The sequence below is a fragment of the Bradyrhizobium sp. CCBAU 051011 genome (assembly GCF_009930815.1).
Classification (GTDB): Bacteria; Pseudomonadota; Alphaproteobacteria; order Rhizobiales; family Xanthobacteraceae; genus Bradyrhizobium.
On record NZ_CP022222.1, the window covers coordinates 8,200,184 to 8,218,875 of the forward strand.

The 18,692-nt window shown below is 58.5% G+C and carries 14 protein-coding genes and 5 pseudogenes; 11 read left to right on the forward strand and 8 right to left on the reverse strand.

From position 1 onward, the window contains the following. Window positions 1-676 precede the first annotated feature (676 nt). The 5 genes and pseudogenes from ACH79_RS38645 to ACH79_RS38660 all read left to right on the forward strand — a co-directional run bounded on the left by ACH79_RS38645 (window position 677) and on the right by ACH79_RS38660 (window position 4,562). Window positions 677-1,018 carry a hypothetical protein gene (locus ACH79_RS38645; protein WP_161855515.1) on the forward strand — a complete coding sequence of 114 codons (342 nt, stop codon included), beginning with the start codon at window positions 677-679 and terminating at the stop codon, window positions 1,016-1,018. 1 nt (window position 1,019) lies between these two features. Then, a complete protein-coding gene (locus ACH79_RS38650; protein WP_161855516.1) occupies window positions 1,020-1,880 on the forward strand; it encodes a hypothetical protein in 861 nt (286 codons plus the stop codon). 34 nt (window positions 1,881-1,914) lie between these two features. Beyond that, window positions 1,915-2,259 carry a hypothetical protein gene (locus ACH79_RS38655; protein WP_161855517.1) on the forward strand — a complete coding sequence of 115 codons (345 nt, stop codon included), beginning with the start codon at window positions 1,915-1,917 and terminating at the stop codon, window positions 2,257-2,259. A 399-nt stretch (window positions 2,260-2,658) separates the two neighbouring features. After that, window positions 2,659-2,907: pseudogene (locus ACH79_RS44550) on the forward strand (IS110 family transposase); the annotation flags it as partial. A gap of 305 nt (window positions 2,908-3,212) precedes the next feature. Next, on the forward strand, window positions 3,213-4,562 hold the full coding sequence (locus ACH79_RS38660; protein ID WP_161853446.1) for an IS5 family transposase: 1,350 nt from the start codon (window positions 3,213-3,215) through the stop codon (window positions 4,560-4,562). A 13-nt stretch (window positions 4,563-4,575) separates the two neighbouring features. Here the strand turns inward: ACH79_RS38660 and ACH79_RS38665 are convergent, their stop codons facing one another. Continuing rightward, a complete protein-coding gene (locus ACH79_RS38665) occupies window positions 4,576-4,827 on the reverse strand; it encodes a type I restriction enzyme HsdR N-terminal domain-containing protein (RefSeq protein WP_161855518.1) in 252 nt (83 codons plus the stop codon). 662 nt (window positions 4,828-5,489) lie between these two features. Between ACH79_RS38665 and ACH79_RS38670 the strand changes: the two are divergent. Beyond that, a pseudogene (locus ACH79_RS38670) lies at window positions 5,490-5,693 on the forward strand (transposase domain-containing protein); the annotation flags it as partial. A gap of 58 nt (window positions 5,694-5,751) precedes the next feature. Further along, complete coding sequence (locus tag ACH79_RS38675) at window positions 5,752-7,338, forward strand: acyl-CoA dehydrogenase family protein (protein ID WP_161855519.1); 1,587 nt, start codon at window positions 5,752-5,754, stop codon at window positions 7,336-7,338. Window positions 7,339-8,596: 1,258 nt separating this feature from the next. Here ACH79_RS38675 and ACH79_RS38685 read toward each other — a convergent pair. Both ACH79_RS38685 and ACH79_RS38690 read right to left on the reverse strand, forming a co-directional pair. After that, window positions 8,597-8,896, reverse strand: a complete 300-nt coding sequence (locus tag ACH79_RS38685; protein ID WP_161856802.1) for an H-NS family nucleoid-associated regulatory protein — start codon at window positions 8,894-8,896, stop codon at window positions 8,597-8,599. A gap of 416 nt (window positions 8,897-9,312) precedes the next feature. Continuing rightward, on the reverse strand, window positions 9,313-9,558 hold the full coding sequence (locus ACH79_RS38690; protein ID WP_161855521.1) for a hypothetical protein: 246 nt from the start codon (window positions 9,556-9,558) through the stop codon (window positions 9,313-9,315). Window positions 9,559-10,306: 748 nt separating this feature from the next. On the opposite strand from ACH79_RS38690, the gene ACH79_RS38695 reads away from it, so the two are divergent. Further along, window positions 10,307-10,645 carry a hypothetical protein gene (locus tag ACH79_RS38695; protein ID WP_161855522.1) on the forward strand — a complete coding sequence of 113 codons (339 nt, stop codon included), beginning with the start codon at window positions 10,307-10,309 and terminating at the stop codon, window positions 10,643-10,645. A gap of 671 nt (window positions 10,646-11,316) precedes the next feature. On the opposite strand, the pseudogene ACH79_RS38700 reads toward ACH79_RS38695, so the two are convergent. Next, window positions 11,317-12,600 (reverse strand): annotated as a pseudogene (locus ACH79_RS38700) (IS5 family transposase). Window positions 12,601-13,246: 646 nt separating this feature from the next. Here ACH79_RS38700 and ACH79_RS38705 point away from each other — a divergent pair. The 3 genes and pseudogenes from ACH79_RS38705 to ACH79_RS38715 form a co-directional block, all read left to right on the forward strand. Beyond that, a pseudogene (locus tag ACH79_RS38705) lies at window positions 13,247-13,433 on the forward strand (Tn3 family transposase); the annotation flags it as partial. 175 nt (window positions 13,434-13,608) lie between these two features. Then, window positions 13,609-13,967 (forward strand): annotated as a pseudogene (locus ACH79_RS38710) (transposase); the annotation flags it as partial. A gap of 137 nt (window positions 13,968-14,104) precedes the next feature. Continuing rightward, complete coding sequence (locus ACH79_RS38715) at window positions 14,105-14,542, forward strand: hypothetical protein (RefSeq protein WP_161855475.1); 438 nt, start codon at window positions 14,105-14,107, stop codon at window positions 14,540-14,542. A 101-nt stretch (window positions 14,543-14,643) separates the two neighbouring features. On the opposite strand, the gene ACH79_RS38720 is transcribed toward ACH79_RS38715, so the two are convergent. From ACH79_RS38720 to ACH79_RS38735, 4 genes are all read right to left on the reverse strand, one after another. Beyond that, window positions 14,644-16,260: an IS66 family transposase gene (locus tag ACH79_RS38720; protein WP_161855523.1), complete on the reverse strand. Its 1,617-nt coding sequence runs from the start codon at window positions 16,258-16,260 to the stop codon at window positions 14,644-14,646. A 95-nt stretch (window positions 16,261-16,355) separates the two neighbouring features. After that, on the reverse strand, window positions 16,356-16,703 hold the full coding sequence (gene tnpB / locus ACH79_RS38725; RefSeq protein WP_161855524.1) for an IS66 family insertion sequence element accessory protein TnpB: 348 nt from the start codon (window positions 16,701-16,703) through the stop codon (window positions 16,356-16,358). Beyond that, window positions 16,700-17,149, reverse strand: a complete 450-nt coding sequence (locus tag ACH79_RS38730) for a transposase (protein WP_161855525.1) — start codon at window positions 17,147-17,149, stop codon at window positions 16,700-16,702. The genes tnpB and ACH79_RS38730 overlap by 4 nt, the downstream gene beginning before the upstream one ends. A 75-nt stretch (window positions 17,150-17,224) precedes the next feature. Then, entirely contained in the window at window positions 17,225-18,673 is a 1,449-nt protein-coding gene (locus ACH79_RS38735; protein ID WP_161855474.1) for an IS4 family transposase, read from the reverse strand. Between the last annotated feature and the right edge of the window lie 19 nt (window positions 18,674-18,692).

Sequence of the window (18,692 nt, forward strand, 5' to 3'; positions counted from 1 at the left end):
TGCTAGTCTGGCAGTTCACCCAAACTGCATTGTCGTTGCCGGCCCGGTCAGCAGTGTTACACCAAGCGTTTTCCGCACCGATCGTCAAGGTGTCGGCCTGAACCCATCGGCTCCAACCGTTGATTGCTTGGACATTGTGTCCGAAATCGATCTGATATATGCCAGCCCCTAACCTCTTGGTGTTCGCGGTGTTGCAACCGAAGCAGCCCGCTATGCTGCCGTCTGAGTTGATTGCCGCTGTTAAAAACACGACTCCTCTGGTCGGCTGCGCTGAGCCCGGCGCAACACTGAGAGCGCGCTCCTGCCCTGGAAGGGTGTTGTTATCTGTCTAGCCGTCTGTGCGACGGCAACACTGGAAAGGGCGATTCCCAAACACGTTAGTGCGATAGTGGCGACAGAGCGATCCATGATATCTCTCCTCTACTATTTGCGAACGCCCCCTACCTCGGCAAGACGGCGCTTAACCAGCTTCCACCTTCGTTAGGAACGGTGGCATGCTTCCGTCGCCCTAAGCAACAGCCAATCCTGGTAGGGTCACCTGTTATTACATCTCGCCTACCTTAGGTACCATTTTCGATACGGCTGAGATCGTGTCCCGTGGCGTGGGTAGGTGAAGTGGGAGCGCAGGGATGTAAAGTCATTCCGAGGTACGCATCCGGCGTCGACCGCGGGCTGGTTGGATTATTCAGGCGGACACCGCTTATGCAATCCCGGGCTTTTTCATCCGGACGAGTTGGAGTCCGAAGTCGGCGAACGTCTTGATGCCGTCTTGATCGACGCCGTAGACCCAGATGACGCCTTCTCGAATCAAGCGAACGTCGTGAAGTTTTTGAAACTCGGCAACACAAGTAAAAAAAATAGGTGCCGCTCACGCTCGGGCACTTGCGCGGGACTATTCTCTCAATTCGGGCGTGGTCTCGGACGCCCCTATCAGTTTCAGGAGGTGATCAGCCCCCTATACGAGGTAACCTCGCTGTTGCTGGTTTCGCTGCTCATCTGGCTGCTTGAGGGAGGCTAATATGACAACGGTGGTAGCGCTGGACGTATTTTCGGGTAACTCGAACCCGAGTTGGCAACTGACGGCCGCACAAGAGAAAGAACTAGACGACCGGATCAGAGCCTCGTCGACCTTCACCCACTCGAGGCCATCCGGTGTCGTCGGCGGATTAGGATACCGCGGGTTTCATATCGCGCAGCACGTCGAAAGCCTGACCGGGCCGAAACGCCTGTTTGTGCACGAAGGCATCCTCGATCGAGGCCTTGGCCTTGCCAACTACGTTGCCGATTCCGACATCGAGGACTGGCTGATCACGACTTCGGCGAGCGCCATAAACGACGAAGTCCGCCGGCACGTCAGTTCGCGCACGGCCACCCATGCTCAGGCTAGGTTTGATGGCAATTTGGCGGGCGCACCTTCATGCCCGCAATGTCGCGCCGTTGATGCGCCAGCCTACAACCCGGGCCTCTGGAATGTTCCCAACATTCAGCCCTACAACAACTGCTACAACTACGCGAACAACAACGCGACAAATACCTTCGCTCAGCCAGGTCGCGCCAGTGGACATCCCGCAACGGCCATGGCTTGCAGCAATGTGGCCTCCGCAGCTCAATCGGATGGACTGAAGCCGGTAAAGAACTTCTCGAGCCCCTTGGCCGCAGGTTCCGGCTGGTACGTCGCTCTGGTCGTTTGGCCACAGAATGACTATCATTGGTATCGACAAGACAACGTTGGATGTTGGTCGCATAAGCCGGGTCAAACGGCGGCGAGGAACGTCGATAATGCTGGCGCTGCAATTTCCGATCCGCAGACTTGCAATCGCGGCCCTTATACTGATTTCTGTAGTTACATGGTCACAAGCCGAAGCGTTCACATCCGATGAGGCTTGGCCCCAGACGCGGCAAGCTAGGAACTCGATGGAACAGCTACCCGATCGCGCTCAGGTCGAAATTGACATTTTTTCTGGCCGTCCCAATCCGAAGTGGGAGCTTGGACGCACAGAAATAACTGCACTTCTAAGGCTGCTCAAAAAAGCGCGGAAAGTGAAAGCTCCGGCCGGTGCGGCGGACGGACTCGGCTTTCGCGGCTTCAAAGTGAGCTTTATGACGGGGGGCTCTGGACGAGAACTCCGTGTCAAGGGCAACTCCGTATCCGACGGAGCTCAACATTTCTCTGATGATCGGAGGACAATCGAAAAATTCCTTTTGGCGAAGATGCCTCGTGAGCTTCACGATCAATTTCTGAGCGTTTTGCCTCATTAGCTCGCATTTCTCACATCACTGATTGTTTGGGTGGAGGCACGAGGCTATTTTTGCTGGCCCGGTTTCGCGCGGTGCAGCGTAGTGGATGTGGTGAGCGGAACGACAACAAGCGTCAGGGCCGAAACCTCGCACAATGACCCACGGACGGACGTACCACTCGCCCCTTCCGTCCTGCTCAGTGCCGACATTCATTAGCGTTCTATTCTCGCAACCCAGCCTGCGCGAAGAGATTTAGGCGAAAGCGTGAACGCGCATCTCCTGGACCACAATATCGTGTGAACAGGAGAACAGACGGGGCCCGTCACTAGGCCGCGCCAAGTTGAGGGATGCGTTTTGTGGCTGGTTACTCCTCAGGCAACGTGTAGTCCTGCTCGTCGAACAACCATTCCATGACCTCCGGCGACATTGGAGCGCCTTGCCACAGCAATGCTTTCGGCACGATCAGCTTTGAAGGCAGAGTACGGGAGGCTGCACAAGGCTGTGCTGGCAATTGTGCGTGACGATGCGGTCTGTCGCCGGCTCATGACAGTACCGGGCTAGGTCCCCTGGTGGCTGTTACCTACAAATCGGCGATTGATGACCCTCATCGCATCGTAATACCAATCAGGAGAAAAGGACGTCACGGGCCGAATCACGCTTGCCGGAGACGAGAGATAGTCGCACGGTGTTGTATCGGCAGACACCTCGACCCTCAACTTGTCCTGAATGAAATGGAGTCGTGCGTCACAATCTCGGATCAGCTCAGCCCACGTTTTCACCCACACCTCAGAGTTTGCAGTCTTTAGTCGTGCGTGAAGAACTTCCAAGCCATTGAGCGGGAGTCGAATTTTCTGGCGAGAGGCGTTTTGAGATTGCAAGCTTTCGGGCTTTGGGGGCCCAAAAGCTTGCAATTTTGCTTTTGAGGATTCCGTCGAATCGCGGGTCATGATTCCTTCGGTGGACCGGAGGGAACGATGAAGCCAAAGGAACGACGCGACGGCGGCCAAGCCGATCTTCTGCGCTCGCGGCTGGACGCGATCATCGACTTGAACCATGCCCTGGTAAAGCTGGCGCGGACGATCGACTGGTCGTTCCTCGAAGAGCGGTTCGGCGCGGTCTACGAGGACAAGCCGGGCCGGCCGCCGCTGCCGACACGGCTGATGGCGGGCCTGGCCATCCTCAAGCACACCTACGACCTCTCCGACGAGGTGCTATGCGAGCGCTGGGTGGAGAATCCCTATTACCAGTTCTTCTGCGGCGAGGAGTTCTTCCAGCACCGCCTGGTGTTCGACCGCTCCTCGTTGACGCGCTGGCGCCAGCGTATGGGCGAGGAGAAGCTGCAAGCCCTGCTGCAGGAGAGCCTTGCGGTCGCCACCAAGACCGAGGCGATCAAGCCGTCCGACCTCAATCGGGTCATCGTCGACACCACGGTGCAGCCCAAGAACGTGATGTTCCCAACCGATGCGCGGCTCTTGAACCGGGCCCGCGAGATCCTGGTTCGGCTAGCCAAGGGCGCCGGCATCAAGCTGCGTCAGTCCTATGGGCGAGTCGGCAAGTTTGCCCTGATCAAGCACCAGCGCTATGCCCATGCCAAGCAGTTCAAGCGCGCCAATCGGGCCTTGAGGACGCTGCGAACCTATCTCGGCCGCGTCATCCGCGACATCGCCCGCAAGCTCGACGGCAACGTCGGCTTGTTCGATGGGGTCGCGCTCGACCGCATGCTGGCGCTGGCGCGATGCGTGCTCGACCAGAAGCAGCGCCAGCGGGGCCCCAAGGTCTACTCGCTGCACGCGCCGGAGGTGGAGTGCATCGGCAAGGGCAAGGCTCACCGGCCTTACGAGTTCGGGGTCAAGGTCTCCGTCGCCACCACGCTATCGCACGCCAAAGGCGGCCAGTTCGTCACCCATGTGAAGGCGCTGCCCGGCAACCCCTATGATGGTCACACGCTCAAGATCGTGATCCCGGAAATGGAGGTGCTGATCGGCAACATCATCGAGCGCCTCGTTCTCGACAAAGGCTATCGCGGCCACAATGCGCCACCCGACTACAAGTTCAGGGTGTTCATCTCAGGCCAGAAGCGGCGGGTGACGCCAAAGATCAAACGCGAGCTGCGCCGGCGTTCCGCCGTCGAGCCGGTCATCGGCCATCTCAAATCCGAGCATCGCATGGGGCGTAACTACCTGTGGCACCGCCAGGGCGATGCCGCCAATGCCGTTCTCGCCGCAGCGGGCTACAACTTCCGGCGTCTCATCCGCTGGCTCGAGCTCTTGTTGCGCCAGTTCCTCGCCCAGCTCACGGTCCGACTTCAATTCGTCCCGAGTTGAAATCCGGCGTTCTTCACGGCCGACTCTTTAAGAAAAGTCCGACTGGGCGGTCCTTCTGCGTTATCCGTGAAGTGATCGAAGAGTCATATTCTCCGGTAACAAGGAAGAACGTCCACTGCGTGTCGGTGCGGGAGTAGTCAGGTTGTGCCATCAGGGCATTTACGTAGTCTTCTAACTGATCAAGTTCCTTGCGGCCGACTTTCAGGGATGGGCGCTTCAATTCGATGACGATAAACTCGCGCTTGGTTTGATCGGGATGCGGCACGCATCCGTCCCAGAAAGTTGTCGAGCCGGGCAGACGACCCGTCTACTTTCTTCACTCGCTTCTTCGAGGCTTTATTGCCAAATTCCTGCGACACCCGCTCCATAACTCGGGTGAGTCCGATCTCCGAATCCGATCTCCGAAAGAGCGATGTGAAACCGCTCACCGACCATCCAGGTGTTGTCCCTGATTATGACATCCAGCTCCCCGCGCTCTCGTGTGGTGTGTCGATATTCCGGATTGAAAACCATTCCTTTCAAGACTTCCAGAGCCACTACGCGCTCAGCAATCAAGCTTGAAGCTGTGATAATACTCCCAAGCTCGGTCTTCTCCAGTAGTGACGAAAATTCGTCCTGCCTCGTTTTTGGCAAGTTTACAACCGCACGCAAGATGGTCGATAAGGAATCCGGATTGTGCCTTCGCCTCCTTCAAGAAAGTCAGCGTCATCTTACGTAGTGAAGCGTCGGCTTTTGTAAAGTCCTTCGAATAAGAAGAGACAGCATAGGTGGCAATCTCGAAGACCTGCCGCTCCTTCCGTTCGATCTCGTCTCGTGGCTCACCATCATACGGACAAGTGCCGCTCCTAATCTTATAGCAGCGTGCCGAAAGAGTGGTTCGAGACTCTGATCAAGAGATCAAAGAAGTTCTATAAAAGACGAACCCCGCTTTCGCGGGGCTCTCGGAGGGGCGGTGCCGAACACTGGGCTGTCGTCGCGTCCATGGTCGAGACTTGCAAGATCAACGACGTCGATCCGCTCGCCTATCTCACCGACGTCCTGAGAAGGATCGTCAACGGGCATCCAAACCGCGACATCGACCAGCTACCGCCCTGGGCCTACCGCGCTCAAGCCCTCAAAGCCGTGGCCTGAAAACGACCCTTACCTTGCATCCACACTATACCAATGTGTAGCTGCGGTAGCCACGGGGATGAATTGGCACGAAGCCGGGATCATTGTGGGCCGTATGGCTATGAACACTCAGGTTTACGCTCAATTCGGGGAGGCGCAGGAACGCACAGCTGATGGCCGTGCAGCTGCACTATACTCCAGTTTGATCGCTGACCTCAGTCAGCTGAATTTCGCAGACGCGGATGACCGCCGAGCCTTCCCTCCGACCCTACACAGCATATTCGCAAGGCATGGACTGTTCGGGCTCACCACACCAGGAGAGCACGGCGGATTAGCTCTTCCCTTGCAAGAGGCCATCGACATCATCTCCGCCACTGCATCCTTCGATGTCTCCGCTGCCTCTACCCTGGTCATCCATAACTTCCTGGCCTTGCCCTGCATCGAAGCGGCACCGCACATCCCCGAACAAAAGCATATCATTTGGGGTGCCACACGCGGCGATCTCTGCGCTTTCGCTTTGACGGAGCCTGGAGCTGGCTCTGCCCCGAGGCATATAGAGGCTTCGGCTCTCATGCACGAAGACAGAGTTCGTATCTCTGGCCGCAAGATTTGGATCGGCCTCGCTGACTGGGCTCGCTGGATCGTTTGCTTTGCGCGCGCGTCTGGTCCCGATGCGAAAGGTCGGCTCGTTGGTGTACTCGTTGACAGGCAGGCTCCAGGCCTGAAGGTCACGCACGAGCATCGCACGCTCGGTCTACGTGGCATTATTCAGAATACTCTGGAGTTTCAGGATGTCGAGGTGCCGCGTGCTTACGTGCTCTCTCGCGATCAAGACGGCTGGGGCGCGGCGGCATCTAGTATGAACCGCGGCCGTATCGGTGTGGCTGCTATGGGTCTTGGATCGCTTGAGCGCGCTATCCAGGTCGCAGCCTCTTATGCAAGCCATCGTCGACTCGGTAAACTGCGCATGATCGAGAACAGCTACATCGAGCAGTTATTTGGGCAGATGGTGCTGCGGCGGGAGGTAGTGAAGGCGATGCTGGTCGCATCCTGCCGACTTGTTTCAGCGCAGGGCGCGCCCAACGTCCACCTTGCGTCGGCAACGAAGGTTTTGTCCTCGGAATGGTGCGGCCTTGTCGCTGATCAATGCGTCCAGCTGTTAGGTGGCCGTGGTTACGATGAGGGAACGCCTTTAGCCAAAATCTATCGAGACGCTCGCATCCTCCGCATCTTCGAAGGTCCGACTGAGGCGCTCCTATCACATCTCGGCCGCTGCCTCCTCTCTAAAGCCACGCGTGACGAGATAGCCGATCTCTTTCGGTCAGTTGGTGCGGCATCAGTCCATGCTGCTGCAATTGAGGAACTCTCTGCGCTCAATGAGACAGACGGTGCCGCGCTGATCTATGCGGGTTGGCTCACCACACTGGGACTGGCACAGGCGGTCATGTCTGCTGGTTGCTTCTCTGCCTCAGATTGCGCCGCAGCAGCGGCTGACCTGGTCAGTTCCGAATTAGCAACTCTCCGTGCTCGCGCGCCGGCACGGCAATCTTTCGAAGGCCGCAATCGGGCCAGTCGGACTCTGACCACCTTCCTTCAAGACGCGGCTTGTTCCATTCGCTCACCTGTCCTCACAGACGATTACCTCAAATTGGTGCAGTATGTCTGAGATCTAGCGGATGCCGGACGTCTTTCCACGTGGTGGTGCCGCGCGCGACGACGCAGCTTCGGAAAGCCGAGGCGTCCCTGAGCACTTCTTCTTGCCCCGCCGATCGCGCGGGGCATTTTTCAATATCGTTCGACGGGACGACATAGTTGGGAGCGACTATGCCGGTCGGAGAAACGCCTTGCAAGGATTCTTGGCCCTGCTTGTCCAAAGCCTCGAAGCCTCCACAGTGGCGCATCTGGCCGGCGGATAACGCAAAAGTCTGACCTCCAGCTTCTCGCCCACCGAGGAACAAAACCAGAGGCCGCAGGAGGAACAGTTGAAATCGCTCCGCGGCGAGAAAGCACATCTCGGGAGTCCGAGTTGGGCCATAACCCGCCAAAGAAGAGCGAGTCCCAAATTCTGAGGTTCTCTCGATACGGATCGAGTAACTTTGGACTCGCGTACTCGGCGCGCTAGTGCGAGCGCGTGCAAAGCGCCTCCATTGAATATGAGCGTCGGTTGATGCAAGTCAATGCTGCGACCGCGGCACACGTATAGAAGCAATAGGCAGCGGGCCGTTTCTCTCTCCAGGATCAAGGGGGCGCCGACCGAGTACAGCTTCATAGTCAGTCAGAACATTGCAGCCAACGATCATGCAAATACGGATCCGGTGACGACGTTACGGGCCATCGCCAACGCGGCTAAACTAGGTTTGGTCTACCTCCTCGTAAAGAGATTCCGGCCGGTCATTTTGTGAAAGTTCCAGTCCGATCCCACGTAGTACAGCTTCCATCGCGTTGGAATTTTATCGCCAGCTACACGGCCATTCCAGATCGTGATTGTACTGCAGTTTGGAGCTGTGGGTGACGTCCAATTGACGTAGAAATCTATTTTGTTCGCCGTGACGTTGCCCGCCATAGCGTAAGGCTGTCCCCGGCAAGAAAATCCAGCCGCGTTGTTCACATACGTTCCCGTGAAATTGCCTGTTGATGGGTCTAGCTAGCGCCTGTATCGAAAGAATCGAGCCCCTTTGATTCACCCATGTAGAGGGGACTGCTAACTGCGCGTGAGCCGGTAGAGATACAAGCGCAAAGAGGAGCAGCACAAACAAGCGGGGCAAGGTATTCTCCTGCAAATACAACTGGCCTTGTTTAATTATAGATCCGTCTCATGAAGAACACGTGACCAGTACAACAAAATGGGAGAGGTACACACACTTGGTTGCGCCCACGTCCGACAGAACAGGATCGCCGGCGCACGGTTCAGCTGATCATGCTCGCTACCTGCTGGATTGCGCCGGGCGGTCACTGACCTCGTCCCTTGCTCTGCGGCTGACTCTGAAGTCGTCGATACGCTTTCCGAGCTTCAACTGCGCGACCAACCACCGCGGTTGCTTGCCTCGACCTGTCCAGGTCTCTGATGGCTGATCGGGATTCCGGTATTTTACCGGCGGGCATGACCGACTCGGTGACGCCAACTGCCTCAGGCGCTCGTCTATACGCAGCTTTTCCTGCTGGATCTTTTGCTGCAAGATTTGAGAGACCTCAACGTGCAACGTCCAGAGCTCGTCAACAGTCATCCGTTCCAGTTCGGCTCGCTTCACGACGCTCCTCCATCACGTCCAAGCTCGGCGACGATGCTAATGTATCACTCGGCGAGCTTTGGTCGCCGTCTGCTCCCGGAGAGCTTTGAATTCCGCTAGGAGCTTTTCCGGATCTAGAGTTTCCGTCTGACCTGCTCTTGCAGCCAAATAGCTCGGCGAGCTGTTCGCCTAGATCGGGCGCGCACTGCTGCAATTTCAGCCGTTGTCTCTTCGAAGTTCGGACGTTTTGCCTCACTTCTAAACCTTGCCCACACGCAATGATAGTATCATAGTTTTTTTACCCGTACAGTCCATTTAACGAATTGGCCAATGGCGGGGCTAAACCATTAAGCTCGGCAGGCGTCTTTACCTTGCCTGTTCCCCCACGACGAGGGAGAGGGAATGATCACGAATCACCAAGCCTTGTCCGCTGAGAGATTAGTGGCCTGCAGATAAGTCAAGAATTCGCGACCAAGATCGGTTATTCGAATCTGATCTCTAGATCGTTTGATCAAGCCGGCCGTCAGAGGGTCGCGTATCCACTCTTCAAACGTATTCTTCTCATAAAAATCTGGATGTTTGGCTTTGAGCCCATCAAAAAATGCGGACGATTCAGAAAGTGCGGCTTCACCGTTGGGTGCGGCGGCGAGTTCGGTCAATGCAGAGATCTGGCTCCCATACAAAGTGCGATAGATTTGCTCGAAAACCCGCCCCAAGCGAGCGACGGCTAGATGCCGTACTAGGACATCAAATTTGCTTCTCTGGATCAATTATGCCGAGCTCCGCGTGCAGCTCGGCTTCGACCTTAGCTATCATAGGGCTTCGGTCTGGAAAGCCGGGCAGCTCCCACAATTCTCGCGGTGCCGCGCTCAGCACTTGCCGCGCAGGATCAAACTCCAAGCCGGTTGGCCCCGCTTTTTTCAACCGTGGAAATAGCGCGCGAACGTCGGAGCGGAACAGAAATCCGAGCGCAAAGACCGCTGCCGGCCAGGCGACGGCCTTCACAAGATCCACAAGGACTTTGAAATATTCCCCGCTCCTGAGCTCCCGTGATGGGGCGAACGGGCTAAGCATGACGCAATAGGACGCACAATGCCTCCACGCTGCTCGCTTGTCCTACCTATTCACAGGCAAGGAACGGGGCGGTAACCTTAGCAGAAGATCGCGATGTGTCCGTGAAATTGCGGATTGACGTTACTCAATTTTAAAGCGCATGATCGTGCCTGGATGTAAGAACCCAATCGCGATTTGGCAGATTATTGAGTGGTATCTTATCTCCCGACTACCGGAAGCGGTGCGCCATGTCCAAGGCACTTTGGGTTCTTACATCATCACCGGGCCGGCCGGTGTGCCGCGAGGTAAGAACCGCAGCGAAACGGTCGGCGGCTTTTAGGTCGCGAGAACCCCATGACCCGACAACAAATTAAGCGCCGCGCGGCATTCGTCGCGCTTGCGCGCCTCTGTTCGCACGAACTCCTCCACGACGACGCAACCTCGCAGTTAGGGGCTGCTCAACAGCCCGTTGAACCACATTGCAACTGGAGACCTGACATAAGTGAGGAAGCCGTCGACCAGACTGAATTCATTGAGAACCAGCGATGGGACGCCCCGGGTTTCATCGCAAGGACGCTGGAGGGCGCCAAAGGCCAATGCACCAGTCGATTGGGCAGGGAGTGCTTCGATGGCTTGACAGCAATCGTCGGGCAGCTGCCGGCCGTGTCCCTCGACATGGATACCCATCGATGACAATCGTGTGTTGTTCGTGGAGCTGGCGGTCGAGATCGATGTGGGCCAGTGGCTGCCGACGACGGCGGCGGAATTTTTGGACGATTTTTCGCCCGCATTGACTATTTGGCCGCCCACGAGGCAGAGCGGGAGGCACTCCTCCAACGCCACATCGACAGTGCGAATGCAGCTTGTGAGAGCACCGCCGCGAAACCCTGCGGACAGCCGGCATGCTGTCATAACGAGTCGAGTCCACCCGCGAGAGGAACCTACCTTCCGCGGAACGAGGCCCCCGCCGTCCATCGCCCCCGGACGGCAGGGGTTTTTGTGACAGGGGCGGAGCTGCGCGCGGGGCAGTGCAAGGAGCAAGAGGCCAAAGGACGCCATCGCGAGCCCCCCCCACGCCGGCGGCTCTTCTCATGGCGTGTAAGGGCGTTTGCCTGACACTGGCGCCGTGGGGGCACACGTGCTCTTCACCGTGCTCTTACGGAATCCACAGAGGCCGTGGAAACCTCTAGGGTGACTCTGCCGGGTCTGCATTTCATTCCGGATCAATTTTCACCGGCAGGGGGGTCGCCAAGAGGCGGCCCCTTTCGGTTCATAGCTTCACGTTGGTTTCAAAGAAGCCGCCTGAGTGGCGGGCGTGCTTAGGTGGGAGGACTTAGTCCGTAGCGAGTTTAGCAAGTCGTCCGTTAAGAAACCGATTTCAGCGGTGATCGGTCGCTGAGGGCAGCGATGAGGGTGGTCAGGATCAGGCGCCAAAGAGCCTTCAGCCAGGCGAGGATGCGGCGGAAGTTATGGCCGACGGCGGAGAGGATGACGTTAGCCGCATCGCCTGCGCTGCCTTTGAGGTAGCAGCGGCCGAGGTGACCGTCGGCCTTCAGGTGTCCGATGATGGGTTCGATGGCGGAGCGACGGCGCAGCTCGCGCTTGATAACACCGAAGACGCCGCGCTTCTGGCCGGAGATGAAGACACGACGCGGGCTCTGCGTGTCATGCCCGCGGTATCCCTTGTCGACATAGGCCCGCTCGATCGCACAGCCGGTGACTGTCTCGGTGCGGTCGATGACGTCCCGCAAGGTGTGGCCGTCGTACGGGTTATCGGGTAGCGCCCTGGCGTGCAGCACGAACAGGCCACCGGGAGCACGGCGGTTGTTGGTGACGATGGAGGCTTTGACACCGAACTCGTAAGGCGCGGCTGCTTTGCCCTTGCCGATGCACTCCACCTCCGGGGCGTGAAAGGAATAAAGCTTCCAGCCGCGCTGGCGCTGCTGCTGCGAGCGGATCTGCGTGGCTCAGCTGAGCGGGAGGACGAACGCGTTCTCGAGCACAGCCTGACCTTCGATCTTGCGGCGGATATCGCGGATGATCCGGCCCAGCCGGCTGCGCAGGATGCGCAACTGCCGCTGATGCCGCTTGAATTGCTTGGCATGGGCGTAGCGGGAAGCCATCATTGCCGCGGTCTTGGCAATGCGAAGATAGGACTGCCGCAGCTTGACCCCGTGCTTCCTCGCCAGGCGGTTGAGCCCCTTGATCGCCGCGTGCAGCAGCTTCGCATCGGTCGGGAAGGTGATGGCCTTCGGCTGCACGGTGGTATCGACCGTGACCCGCTTGAGGTCCTGGCTGCGTAACGCGCCGGCCTCGTGCGCCACCCGCAAGCTCTCGGCCAGCAACAGCTCCAGCTTGTCGCCAAGCCGCTTGCGCCAGTGGCTCAGGTCCGAGCGCTCGTGCGGGAACGCGTGCTGAAAGAACTCTTCGCCGGTGAAGTACTGGAAATATGGGTCGTGGACCCAGCGCTCGCACACCCCCTCATCGGACAGGCCGTAAATGTGCTTGAGCAGCAGCAGCCCGATCATGAAGCGGGTCGCGATGCCCGGCCGGCCGTTCTCGCTGTAAAGCGGCGCGATCTCGCCGTCGATCCAGTCCCAATCGACCTTGCCGGCGAGCTGAACCAGCTCGTGCTTCATGTTGATGATCTAGTCCAGCCTGGCCCGGAACAGGTCGCCCGATCCCGTCGTCCTGTGCTTCTTCGGCCGCATCGCCCCTCCGATGCGGACAGGGAATCATGCTTCGTCCCCGAAAGGGAATCTCGAAAGCGAAATTGCAAGGTTCCAGGGCTCGAAGCCTCAGAACCTTGCAATCTCAAAACAGTATTCCCGCCAAATTGCGATTCCAGATCAGTCGCTTGGTCGCTCTTAACGGACGACTAGCTGTAATGTGGTCGCAGGCGGTGCGGACTATTGGCGAGGTGGGGTTACAGTCATTGATTGATTTCTACCGGACTAGCTTAGAAACTGAGAATGCAATCCCGCGCGATTTCTGGTTGCTTGCACCATGTCCACGGTTAAAGAAGAAATTCCGGTCGAGATATGGATGCAATCCGGTTTCTGAACGATGATGCAAGTTGGCGGTCTATTTTTGGACAAAAGAAGAATGCACGATTGAAGGATCAAGAGTTGGTCTTGCGCGCTTTGGCCATGTTTGCTCGTCGCGAAAGCTATCAAAGTCCAATGCGCGGCTTTCTGAACGATTTCGCCGCAAGCAAAGGAGTTATCTGTCGTGACCGGAATTGATGCTAGGGCTTTCGATCGTCTTGCTTAGTGAAATAGCCACGTCGGAGGAAGTCGCTGGCAGAAGGCGCTGCGGGAAGTCGGCCCCGTCGAACGATCACTGTTCATGATCGAATGGTATTCGAGCCCGGCCTTCCGGCGATGACAAGCCGGCCTCTACAAGGGTGAGGCAGCGCACAAACCCAAGCATGGGTGTTCACGAGCGCGGCGAAATCCGTGACCGGTCATTCGAGAGCCAGGTAGTCGTCCGTGAAGAATGCGGAACGACCTGAGAAATAAGCAGAAGCGGTCTTGATATAGTATTGGATTTTGCAGGAAAGCGGTGTGTTGGACCACGCTTTCCTGCGTTTTGGGATTTTGCTTTTGAGCGATTCATGATTCCCTGACCGCGGGTCATCGGCATTGGGGAAGGCGATGAGCAAACCGCAGGATGATCGCCAGAAAGACCTGCTGCTTCCGGCCCTCGATCAAATCATCGACATGGGTCACCCGCTGGTGCGGTTGGCGGCGCTGATCGACTGGAACATCCTGGATGACCGCTTTAGTTCGGTGTGCCAAGCAGGTCGGGGCAGCCTGGCCTGCCGACGCGGCTGGTCGCCGGCCTGTTCATTTTGAAGCACATGCACAACCTGTCAGATGAGGTGCTGTGCGCTCGCTGGATCGAGAACCCCTATTACCAATACTTCTGCGGCGAATTGAGCTTCTGCCACCGTCTGCCGTTCGATCGATCGTCGATGACACGCTGGCGCCAGCGGCTCGGCGAGGAACAGCTCGGTAAGCATCCGCCCAAGGCCGCGGGAGACTCTGGTCCGAACTCCAGGCCGGCCGTGCAATGATGTGTGGACGGCGTATTTTCCGCGATTGACGGCCGGTTCGTGCGATGGCCTCGTTTCTATCAAGGAGCGAGGTTATGCTGATCGAAGAGCAGCTTCGGGAGCGGCTAAAGAAGGTGGAGGCGCTGTATTTCGGCGCGACCACTGCGGGAGAACGTGATGCCGCCGAAGCCGCAGCAGAGCGGCTGAAGGCCAAGCTCGAGGAGGCCTGCCGCCGCGATCCCGCCGTCGAGATGAAGTTCAGCTTGCCGGACCAATGGTCGGTCCGATTGTTCATCGCCTTGTGCAGGCGTTATGGCATTCGGCCGTTCCGATATCCGCGGCAGCGCTCGACGACGATCATGGTCAGGGCGCCGCGCCGCTTTTTCGACACCGTGGTGTGGCGGCAGTTTTCTGACCTGCACACGGACCTCTGGCTCTATTTCGAGCAGACGACGGAGCGGCTGATCCGGGAGGCTATCCACGCCGATACTGCGGACGCCGAGACCGCAGTCGAGCCGGCCAGCCTACGATGACGCGCCTCATGCCGCCATCCCAGTTCGTTCGGGTGCGACACTCCATTTCCACGCCAGAAGATCGCGCAGCCCGTCGATGCCGGTTTGACCCGACGTGATAGTTAGGCTGCCTGAGCGGCGGCGGGATTTGACGCCGTGCGTTTCCATTCCCAGGGCAGCAGCTCATGGAGCCGCCCCTGCGGGATGCCGGCGATGCGGCCGAGTACGTCGGCAAGCCAGGCCAGCGGATCGATATCGTTGAGCTTGGCCGTCATGATCAGCGTGGCCATGGCAGCGGCACGGTCGGCCCCGCGTTCGGAGCCGGCGAACAGCCAGGATTTGCGTCCCAGGGCAAAGCCGCGCAGCGCGCGTTCGGCCGCGTTGTTGGTGAGGCAGATCCGGCCGTCGTCGATGAATCGCGCAAACCGGCCCCAACGCTTGAGCATGTAGTCGATCGGCTCGGCAACGGAGGCCGAGCGCGACAGACGGGCACGCTCCTCCCGCAGCCAGGCTTCCAGGGCCGTCACAAGAGGGGCGCTCTGCTCCTGGCGGACGCGCCGCCGCTCGTCAGCGACAAGGCCATTGATGCCGCGCTCGATATCAAACAGCATATCGATGCGCCTGACGGCCTGCAGCGCGACAGGCGAGATCGCGGCTGCCTTCTTGCCACGCCGGGCATTGGCGGCAATATCAGCCAACTCGAAGAACTGCCGCCTTGCGTGCGCCCAACACAGCGCCGACGTGATCGGCCCCGGCAAGCGGGACGGCGCGTAAAGCTCATTGTACCCGTCATAAGCGTCGGCCTGCAGAATGCCGGCGAAGTCGCGAAGATGCCGGACGGGATGTTCGTGCCGTCGGTCCCGCGAGGCATAATACAGCGCCGCCGGCGGTGCACGACTGCCGAAGGGACGATCGTCGCGGACGTAGGTCCAGATATGCCCCTTGACCGTCTTGCCCTTCGCCAGGATCGGGATCGTGGTGTCGTCGCCGTGCAGTCGCTCGGCCGCCAGCACGTGGGCCTCGATCAGCGCGTGGAGTGGCTGCAGCACCGTCGTGCACGCCCCCACCTGGTCGGCCAGTGTCGATACGCTCAGATCGATCCCCTCGCGGGCGTATCGCTCGCTCTGCCGGTTCAGCGGCTGGTGCTGGCCGAACTTCTCGAACAGGATCATGGCCAGAAGGTTCGGCCCTGCGAAGCCGCGCGGCGTCACATGGAACGGTGCCGGTGGCTGCGCGATCGTCTCGCAGCTCCGGCAGGAGAATCTCTCCCGCACCGTCTGGATCACCTTCCAGGACCTGGGAACGACCTCCAGCGTCTCAGTGACGTCCTCGCCGAGCTTCGACAGCTTCGCCGAGCCGCAGCAGGGACAATTCTCGGGCGCAGCAATCACCACGCGCTCACGCGGTAGATGCTCGGGAAAGGGTTTGCGCGAAGGTCGCCTGCGCTCGAACGACTTGATCGTCTCCGTTCGCGCCGCCGCTTTCTCCACTGCCAGTTCATCCTCGGTTGCGGCGGCCTCCAGGTCTTCCAGTTGCAGTTCCATCTGTTCGAGAAGCCGCGCCGTGCGTTCCGAGCGGATGCCGTAGAGTTCGCGCCGCAGCTTCTCGATCTGGAGTTTCAGATGGGCGATCAGCGCTTCATGGCTGGAGAGGTCCGCCTGAGCGGTGGCCGCCTCGGCTTTGGCGCCCGCCGCAACGGCTTCCGCTTCCACTCGCGCGGCGCGCTCCGCGAGGATCATCGCGTGGGCGGCAGCAAGATCGGACGGAAGCGATTCAGACGCGGGTTTCACAAGGCGATGGAATCACATCCATCACCGCCTGCAAGCCAAATCCATCATCCCACCGACGTCGGACGCCAACTTTCCTGCGGATGGCGCCAATCGATCCCCGACAGCAGATAGCCGAGCTGCGCCGGAGAGATCGTTACCGCGCCGTCCGCCACGCTCGGCCACAAAAAGCGGCCTCGCTCCAGCCGCTTCGTGAACAGGCACGCGCCTTGGCCGTCGTGCCAGATCACCTTCAACAGATCGCCCCGACGTCCACGGAAGCAGAACAGATGACCGCTCAGCGGATCGCGCCGCAGCACCTCCTGCACCAGCAACGACAGGCTCGCAAACCCCTTCCTCATATCGGTGTGGCCGGTCGCGAGCCAGACCCGCACCCCCTGCGGAAGTGGGATCATGGGCGCTCCAACACATCGAGAACCCGGCGAAGCGCCGCCGCGTCGACACCAGTGTCGACGATCACGCGAGGCCCGTGCATCAGCACGATCTCGATCCGGCCTGATGCCGTAGTCAGACAGGACGGAGACGGCACGTTCTCCGCAGGCACGACATGTTCCGGCACCGACGTCTGACTGCCCGCCAGGGATTCGCCTCGGATAATCGCCGGTGCAAACACTGTGATCTCATCCGCCTCGACAAGCCGGCCTTCCCGAGCCAGCCGGCGCCACGTGAACAATTGGCTCGCGGACAGCCCGTTTCGCCGCGCCGTCACCGACACAAGCCGTGGCCCGCTATAGCTCTCCGCCACGATCCGGTGCTTCTCTTCCAATGTCCAATGGCGCCGGGCTCCCGTCGAGATAACGTCAAGCCGCGAGGTCTTCGCAATAGGCGTATGCTCAGTCATACGCCTATGTCTTCACCGTCACATCATTCCAGGCAAGGCGGCCTTCGCCGGCTTACGATTACCCACATTTTTGAGTCAGAGTTTTGCTCCCGTTGCGATATCGATGAATCGCGATAATCCGCGCCACATGATCAGATTCCCTGGTGGCGGATCGTTGGCGCGGGCGAGATAGCCGCCGAGCCTGGCGATCTTGATGAGATAATGCGACAATGTTTTTCGTTGTGTGCTGACTGGATTCTTGTCTTTGACGAGCCGATCAAGCAATTGGATTTCAGCTTTGGTCAGCACAAATTCCGGTGAAGCATTTGGCGCTGAACGATTGAGCATCGTCATCCAAAAAATGCGCCAGCTCACAACGCAGAATACCGAGATCAGATTCGTCAATCGCTGAGCAGTCCGCAGTTGCGAGTCCTCTGCCCTACAGCCGGATTTGAGTATCTTGTGGAAGACCTCGATCTTCCATCGCAGGGAATACCATTCGAGTTTCTCGATCGCATCCCCGCGCGATTGCACCGGAAGATCGGTCAGGAGTTTCCATTCAATCTTTTTTCTGTTCTTTGGCGCTCCTCTTTCATCAGCGTGGATCACCGTCAAAGTCAAAGCTGGATACCGCGACTGCTTGCCTATCGGTGGCAGAATACGGATTTTGCGATACCGGATTTCAAGAACAGCCTGATCTGGATTGCCCTTGCTATCCTGGACTTCGATCCGGTGGAGACCTTTGACCAAGACCTCATCCATTATCGTTGCAACGGTATGATCGCCATCGCCTGCCAGGCGATTGACACAGGTCCTTACCAAGAAATGCGTTCCAACCTCTTGGGCGGCGCAAAACAATTCATAAATATCGGCCTCACGATCACCGATATGGATGCATTGCGATGGCTTCTCGAAAAGCTCCGTGGATTGCTTGAGGTTCTCCAGCCACCGAATGCTCTCCTTGGTTTCAATGGGGATCCGTGTCAGGTTGACCTCGCGCCTGAGCGCAGCGACCCCTCTGAATTTCTTTCTGGTCCAGAACTTCACAGCGCTGAGCCCCAGTGGAAGCCCATCGAGGGTCACCGCAAGGCTCGAATGCATCAATATTCCGCATGTCGTGTACGTTTGGGGTTTTCCGTCCAATCTTCGAGAGTTGCTTTTGGGGATGCGCTTAATCATCCCGATCAGATCCGGGCGCTCCCTTTGATAGGTGAATTCGGTCGTATCATGCAGAACAAGAACAGGTCCCTTCGCAGCCGCGATGCGTTCCCGCGTCGATTTAAAATGACCAGACAGGATGTCGGCCTCGCTTACTCGTTCATTGGAGAAGAAACGATAGGCCGCCTTGGTATTCGCCCAGTCTTGGCAAACCATAGGAATGCTCTGGCCGACGTCTCCACCAATCTGCTTCAGCAGCATGCGAAATCTCTCGCCAAGCCGAGCGTCCTGGAATTCGCACAGCGCAGCTTCACGGTCAAACCAGGTCACCGCGTCAGACGCCGACCGATGCGCCTTCTCATCCCGGGCGCGTGAAGTCAGTCCCATAGAGCACCTCTTCTCGAAT